Annotated in this window: 7 protein-coding genes; 3 read left to right on the top strand and 4 right to left on the bottom strand. The window is 57.8% G+C overall.

Going from position 1 to position 7,401, the window contains the following annotated elements:
* The 4 genes from Q8L89_03415 to Q8L89_03400 all read right to left on the bottom strand — a co-directional run.
* On the bottom strand, window positions 1–1,020 hold a 1,020-nt coding region (locus Q8L89_03415), incomplete at its 3' end, for a hypothetical protein (protein MDP1708097.1).
* A gap of 15 nt (window positions 1,021–1,035) precedes the next feature.
* On the bottom strand, window positions 1,036–1,458 hold the full coding sequence (locus tag Q8L89_03410) for a hypothetical protein (GenBank protein ID MDP1708096.1): 423 nt from the start codon (window positions 1,456–1,458) through the stop codon (window positions 1,036–1,038).
* A 2-nt stretch (window positions 1,459–1,460) separates the two neighbouring features.
* Window positions 1,461–2,981: a hypothetical protein gene (locus Q8L89_03405; protein ID MDP1708095.1), complete on the bottom strand. Its 1,521-nt coding sequence runs from the start codon at window positions 2,979–2,981 to the stop codon at window positions 1,461–1,463.
* Entirely contained in the window at window positions 2,978–3,475 is a 498-nt protein-coding gene (locus tag Q8L89_03400; protein MDP1708094.1) for a DUF1804 family protein, read from the bottom strand. Before Q8L89_03400 ends, Q8L89_03405 begins: the two co-directional genes overlap by 4 nt.
* A gap of 187 nt (window positions 3,476–3,662) precedes the next feature.
* On the opposite strand from Q8L89_03400, the gene Q8L89_03395 reads away from it, so the two are divergent.
* The 3 genes from Q8L89_03395 (at window position 3,663) to Q8L89_03385 (ending at window position 7,322) form a co-directional block, all read left to right on the top strand.
* Window positions 3,663–4,856: an ATP-dependent Clp protease proteolytic subunit gene (locus Q8L89_03395; GenBank protein MDP1708093.1), complete on the top strand. Its 1,194-nt coding sequence runs from the start codon at window positions 3,663–3,665 to the stop codon at window positions 4,854–4,856.
* A gap of 56 nt (window positions 4,857–4,912) precedes the next feature.
* On the top strand, window positions 4,913–5,971 hold the full coding sequence (locus Q8L89_03390) for a hypothetical protein (protein ID MDP1708092.1): 1,059 nt from the start codon (window positions 4,913–4,915) through the stop codon (window positions 5,969–5,971).
* 868 nt (window positions 5,972–6,839) lie between these two features.
* Window positions 6,840–7,322, top strand: a complete 483-nt coding sequence (locus tag Q8L89_03385; GenBank protein MDP1708091.1) for a hypothetical protein — start codon at window positions 6,840–6,842, stop codon at window positions 7,320–7,322.
* Window positions 7,323–7,401 lie beyond the last annotated feature (79 nt).

Below are 7,401 nucleotides of genomic sequence, written 5' to 3'. Positions count from 1 at the left end.
CATTTCCTTGTTGAAGGTGTAGGAGACAAGGAACCTATAGAACCACATGCGGTCGGTCAGCGTGTCCTGGTGAACCTTGGCGGCACCCACGAACGACTTCACGTCCATGGTTCCGGTGGCACCCGCCACGCTCTGCATGATGAACTCGCCCATCTTGTTGATGAACTCCAAGAACACCTGAAAGGCATCGGAGGTGGGCACCTGCTGAATCTTTATCTCTTCCTTGCCCCTGAGCACCGCAAAGCGTGAGCTGCTCATGTTCTTCATCATGTTGAAGAGCTGGTTGAACCGCTCGTCATCCTGACGGTCTGTGATGACCCACGCGGGCGGCACACCGTATTTGTTCATGTAGTCGAGCCAGTGGCCGATCGCCTTCTTTTTGAACAGGATGATGATGGCCAGCTTCTCCAAGATGCCGAGGTCATAGTCCTTGCCCACTTGGAAGTAGTAGGTGCTCATCGGTTCGCTGTCATAGAGCCACCCGCCCTCGCGCTGGGCAGGATTCTTCAGGATGCGCTTCTGGGAAGGGATGACGTGCGTGGCGGGAATGACCGAGATGCTGTCCAGCTCCATCTCTGCGGTGATGGCCGAGCAGTTGAGCACCTTCGTCCCGGTGTGGATGCTGCTGGCGGTGTGGCGCACGAAGTCGAGGAACCACATGCGTTCGAGCAGCTTGGTGGCTTCCTCGTCCGTCTCGCCCTTCTCGTTCACCATCCGGTATTTGAGACCTTGCAGCTTCAGGATGATGTTCTCGGTGGCGGTGCTCCAAGTGGTGTCGAGTGCGCAGGCACCATAGACACGGGTGAGCAGTGCGCGGTCGGGTTCCTTCGGGTCGGTGGCCGATGCGACAGCCGCCTTCCAGTCCTCAAGGTCGAACACGATGGGCACGGTGGCCTCGTGCTCCATGTCTCCGCTGATGTCCTTCGTGTTGCCCGTGTTGCCGCGTCTCATGGCGGCCTCGATGAACACTGCGCGCGTGGGCAGCATGCTCAGCACCTTCTCTGCAAAAAAGTCTTTCATTCCCATTTGAATGGCCTATAAAAAGTGGTTCTTGTCTGATGTGGTGCCGAACAGGATGTCTGCGGTGGGCTGTCCTTCCTCCACCTCGATGGCGGGCAGTCCGTCTGGGCTTTCGTCACGGTTCCGCACGTCATCCAGCCACTTCATGGCCCACTTGTAATTCGTGTGGATGTCCTCTGGCACCTTGCGGGCCGTGTTGCGGGCGATCACGTCATGGATGACGAGCATCGAGGCGCAGCGCACCACCAGCGGATGCCTCGATGTTCCGGTTGCTGCGAAAATGGCGTTCACGTCATAGCGGCCATTGAGCTTGCTGCGCACCAGGGCGATGACCTGAATTTCGATGTTGTCCTTGGCGGCATCATAGTCGGCAGTGCTGTCGGTGAGGAAGCGGCCCTGCGAGTGTGTGTTGAGGTCGTTGTCTGTGAGAAATACCATGGCTATATCACGTTTTCAGATTCAATGGTTCCGATCCTCATGCGGTCAGAGCCGGTATCGGAATAGACTATGTACTTGCTGAGGTAGTCGATGGCCTGTTCATCGGCATCGGGCGCATCATCGTTGCCGCTGTATCCGGGTTCGATGCCCAAGAGCTGCTGAATCCCTTCCTGTGTGTCGGCATGGGACTTCAGCTCTTCATTGTAGAACACGCGGCCATTCTGATAGAGTGCCTCCAGCCCGCTGATGATGCGCTCTATCTTCTTTGTGCGGGGCGTGTCCACCAAGGTGATGGGCAGTTGGATACGCTCCTCCTGCTCCACTTCCCGGATGGTGCGCTTCACTTCATCATTCCAGAACTGGCTCTCTGCCCGCAGGTGGATGGCAACGGTGGACGGACGTGTGCGGTGCTTGTGGGCGATATAGCTGACGGCAGGGCGCATCTTGGTCTGTTTCACGAAACAGTCTATCAGCCAGAAGTTGTTTTTGTAAAGCCCCCAGATGCGGCAGGCATTGTAGTCGCTGGTGGCATTGCCCGCATAGGCGATATCCCAGTGCAGCACGATGGCCGTGAAGTGGTTCAATGGCGGGAGCTTGCCCCACTGGATGAGCTTCTCGGTGAAAATCTTGCCGATCATCTTGGCAACGTGCAGATATTCGGCATGGGCGGACGAGCGGCCCATCTGCTGTTCTTTCTTGCGCCAGTAGTCTGCTGTGTACTTCGATTTCCAATATGGCTCGTAGGTGACCGGGTCGTATGCGAACACCTCGTCCACATCCCAGTCCGGGTGCTTCTCGGCCAGTTTCTTGATGTACATCTTGGGAGCGAACCAGTTGTTGCATATCACCAGGCGTTCGCACGGGCCATCCATGCAGGGCAGCAGCTCGGTCTCTACCCATTCCACCAGTTCATCCTGAATGCGCTCGTTGCGGATGGTCTTACGGGTCTCGGTGTCGTCCGGCACGATCATGGTGGGCCGCAGGTTCTTGACGCGCAGACCACGGCAGCTCTGACCGAGGCCCTGCGCCTGACCGATGAACCCGCCCTTGGTGATAAAGAACCCGTCCTCCCAGTCGCCCATGGACTTCTGTTCTCCGAAGTCGGCAATGATCTTGGGGTTGGCCTCGAACTCGGCCCGGATGTCCTCCAGCAGCCGCTTCGCCTTGTCCTCTGAGCTGCCAACGATGACCAGGTACATCGGTTCACCGTTGAGCCAGAGCCAGAACGGCAGCGTGATGTTGCACTCGACCGACTTGGCGTGTCCTCTCGGCCACTTGGCGAAGCCCTTATAGTGCTTGTTGCGCTTCATCTTGTTGGCGATGCGCGTATGGCATGGCGCGGGCGCACAGGTGGCATAGTGTCCGAAATAGTAGGCGGTGCATTTCGCGTAGTCCTTGCGCAGCTCTGCAAGACGTGCCTGTCTGTCGTCCTCGGTCTCGAAGGGATTGACGATGCCCGCCTGCCGTGCAATGGCGAGTTTCTTGAGATACCTCTCCTGCGCATTTTTGTCCTTGACCTTCATGCGAGTTCAGCGGCCTTGGTGTGGATGACTTCCTCCTGAAAAGATATGAGCTGCTGATAGATGGCCGGATGCTTGGCATACATGGCTTTGAACAGGTCCTCCATCACGTGGAGATAGACGCTGAGCGTGATGCGTTCCTTGCCCTCGATGTTGGCGAGGGTCTTGTTCCACTTCGCTGCCTGGTCGCTCAATGATGCCAGCGACATGCGGATGTCCTTCGCGGCTCCACGGTCGTTCTGTTCATTGGCCTCGCGTAGTTGGCGGGTCAGTTCCATGGTCTCCTCGGCCAATGCGCCCAGCACACCGCGCACGTTCTCGATGCGCTGGTTGGTGCCGAAGATGCGGGCATCGCGCTCGGCCTTCATCTTGTACTTATCGACCCAGCGGCTTGCCGTGGTCTCGGTGACGTTGGCCTTCTGTGCCGCTTCCTTGGCGGTCAGCCCATGCTCAACGAAATAGATGTAGAACAGCTTTCGACTTTCCTCCTTTGCCATGGGGTATCTACGATAGTATCTACGATAGTAGAAATTGGTTGGTAACGGGGTCAAAAGTCCACCAAATAAGACGCCCGCGCAAAGGGATGAGGCAGGATATACCGCGAAACCTGACAGAATGTCCATTCTCATGGATATTTTAACACGATGATTTTTAATTCATTGAAACGTGTCGGAGGTTTGTGCCGTGAAAAAGCCATTCATCACGATCGCCATTCTGTCAGCCACGCTTGCTTTCACGGCAGCAGTGGCAAAAGCAGAGCGTGAGGCACCCCTCAGCATCGTGGTTGAGGCGGCAGGCGACAAGGCGACCATCCGCATCACCGGTTACATCCATGAGTGGCTTTCGGCCAATGCGGTCGACCTCGGTGTGCAGATTGATGCGCTGGCCGAAGCGGGCCACACAGAGGCCACCGTTTACATCAACTCTAAAGGCGGTGTGACTTGGGAGGCCAATGAGATCGTGAACACGCTGCGCAGGTTCAATGGTAAGCTGCATGCCGAGTGTGGTGCGATGGCGTTCAGTGCGGCAACCTACATCGCCTGCAAGATGGACACCTTCAAGGTGCATGCGAACTCGCAGTTCATGTGGCACAGGCCGAAGGGCAAGTTGGAAGGGTCTCATGATGAGATCGCCAACAACCTCAAGCTGCTGAAGGACACCGAGAACGATTACTTGAAGGTGTATGCCGCCAAGACCAAAAAGACCGAGGCCGACCTCGCTGCCCTGTGGGCCAATGGCGACCAGTGGCTGATGGGTCAGGAGATCGTGGACTTCGGTTTTGCCGATGGCCTGATTGCATCAGATGCCCCCGTGAGCGCTGCCGATGTGGAGATACTGGTGGCCGTTGGCGCACCCGTTGTCCCCGTTGCCACCGCCACACCCAAACCGACACACAAACCAACCAATACCATCGACATGAACATCGACCCAACAACCATCGGACTGTCTGCCACTGCCACTGAGGCCGAGGTGAACGCAAGACTGAAAGAGCTGAAGGCGCAGGCCGATGAGGCCACCGCCCTGAAGGCCGAGAAGACCGCGAAGGACAAGACCGAGCGCGCCACTGCCATCAAGGCAGCGCTGGACGCTGGGCAGACCGCCCGCAAGTTTGACACTGCCACCCGCACCGAGCTGGAGGCGTTGATGACCGAGGGTGACGCGGGCTTTGAGCGTGGAAAGAAGATTATCGCTGGCATGGCCCCGGTGGCTGCCATCGGTGACGAGCTTGATACCACTGCCACAGGCACGGACATCACTGCCCGCAAGGACTGGGACTTGGAGAAGTGGCAGGAGAAAGACCCGAAAGGTCTTCAGGCGGCTGCGGAGAAAAAGCCCGAATGGTTCGAGAAGCTGGTGATAGCAAGCCACAACGGGTAGGCGAACACCAGCACAGCACAGCAATTTACAAAAACAGCAACCAAGCAAACCCGATCATGAAATCATTGAGCACCCTTTTGGCCTTCGGAGTGATGTTCTCCATCTGCCTCCTTTCTGTTCTGGCCCCCGACTCGGCCTCCGATCCTAATGTGATGACCATGGGGTTGAACCCGGTCGGTCTTATCGGTGCGGTGGGCATGGGCATTCAGCATTTCAGGCCGCACATCACGGCCAACGCCACAGAAATAAATGAGGCATACCTGCTCAGGACGCTCATCCCGCAATTGGTGAATGAGTACAAGAACGACCAGGAGGACTTCCTTGCCCTGTTGAACGGGGTACCTGCCAGCGCGGTCGGTGCCGAGGGCATCTACAAGAACAGGCTTATCGCAGCGCCAGAGGCGGTGATCAACAACACGGTGGACTTCACCGGGCCGGTGGCACATGACAAGCGTCACCTCTTCCTTCCCTTCGACACGGTGGATACCAAGCCATCGAAGGTGACCCGCAGCGAGCTGCGTGGTCTGCCCTACGATGTGAAGGCCGAACTGCGCGTCCGCCACATGAAGGCCATCAAGCGCAAGACGCGTGACAAGCTGTTGCACAACGTGGCCCCTGCTTCCCACACGGTTGACACCCCGGTGATCGACCTCGGCAGCGGGGGCATGACGTTCAGCGCGCTGCTGGATGTGCGTGAGCGCATCGTGAACATGAACATGGATCCTGCCGACTTCATGGTGGTCATGGCCCCCAACCACGTGACCGACCTCGGTAATGAACAGAACACCGGCAACAAGTTTCGCGAGGTGATGTTCGATGAGAAGCGCGGCAACGTGAAGCCCTTCGCAGGCTTCCCGAACATCTTCGAGTTCGGTGGACTGCCGATGTACGACCCCTACACCTTCGCACTGAGGGCGTTCGGCAGCCTAACCGGAAGACAGGCCACGCTGGTGATCAACATCCCGGAGGTCATCTTCCATCGCGAGACCATGAAGGCGTACCTGAAGCCCGAGATCAACGACACGCGCAGTGCAGACCCCGGTGACGAGTTCCGCCTCGGTGGATTCTTCGCGGCCGGTACACTGGTGAACAAAGGATTCTTCGCACTGGTCTGAGGAAGGGACGAGGGACGAGGGACGAGTCTAACCACAAGCTGAGAAAAGAGCATTGACATGAAATTCTGGAGGACACATAAGGAAGACCTGACGGCACTGGCCGCGCTCCTCGGAGTGCTGTGGCTGGTACGGTCGCTGCTGGCGCAGTTCGTGCCCACAGCGGCCCTGTACGATCTGGGCGGTGAGACAGAGGAACTGCTCTGGAACATCATCCGCATGGTGTTCTATGTGCTGGCCTCTTGGCTCATTCTGCGCATCGCATCGCCCAAGCTTCACAGGACACTGGTGAGCTGGTACCACCGCGACCAACCGCCCTCACCGATGGAGTCAGTGTCGCTGAAGGCATTCGCGGTGATACTCATCAGCCTGGTCACGATGAGCGCGTTCAGTGCTCCTGCCCCCAACACAAGGGCAGAGCTTCATGAGCTGCTGACTTCACAGATTGATGTGCGAGAGACCGCACCGAACGCTGGCCCAGAGGTGAACGTCTATCTCGCAAGTGTGGGCATGAGTCCGGGACATGCGTGGTGCGCTGCATTCACGAGCTGGGCACTGACGCATTGCGGAGTGGACAATCCTCGCAGCGCGTGGTCTCCATCATGGGCGAAGCAGAGCGACCGCATCTATGACCAGCGCAAGGCGAAGGCAGGAACCGGAAGCATGCCGCAGGTCGGTGACTGTTTCACACTCTACTATCCCTCGCTGAAGCGCGTGGGCCATGTTGGCTTTGTGGTGGGCATGGAAGGCCGCTACATCATCACCATTGAGGGCAACACGAACGGAGTCGGCTCGCGCTCCGGAGACGGAGTCTATAAACGCAAGCGGCACATCAGCAAGACATACGCCATCACCGATTACATCACCCGCCATGAGCAAGACCATCCTGATAATGATACCGATGCTGGCCTTGCTGGCATCATCGTGCAAGACGACATCCACCGCATCGCATCAATTAACGGTGACCGATACCACGCAGGTGGACAGGTCGGTGCGGGAGCGGGACACACTTATTCTCATTCCCTCGGCCACGGCACTGCTGAACATTGCGCTGGGCGACCTTACGGGTCTTTCTCGGCCTTGGACTGTGCAGAGCGGACATGCTACCATCTCTGCCGTGGTGCTGAAGGATACGCTCTACATGAAGGCGCACTGCGACAGCATGACGCTGGAGCTGACCATGCGGGACAGCATCATCAACACGCTGCGCTCACGCAATTCGGTGTCGGAGACTGTGGAGATAGTGCGCGAGCCATTCGTTCCGGACTTTGTGAAGGTGCTGGCGTGGATAGGCGGCATTGCGCTGCTGCTGCTGCTCATCATGCTCATTGTGCGCATGCTGAGACCCTACTGACCTGACCAAACACCACCACCCCATGAAGCCCTACGAAGAACTTTTCAAATCAGGCCGCGCCATTGCCGCGCAGTTCGGT

This window comes from Gammaproteobacteria bacterium (genome assembly GCA_030680605.1).
Lineage (GTDB): Bacteria > Pseudomonadota > Gammaproteobacteria > SURF-13 > SURF-13 > JAQBXX01.
This window is presented reverse-complemented; position numbering and strand designations above follow the sequence as displayed.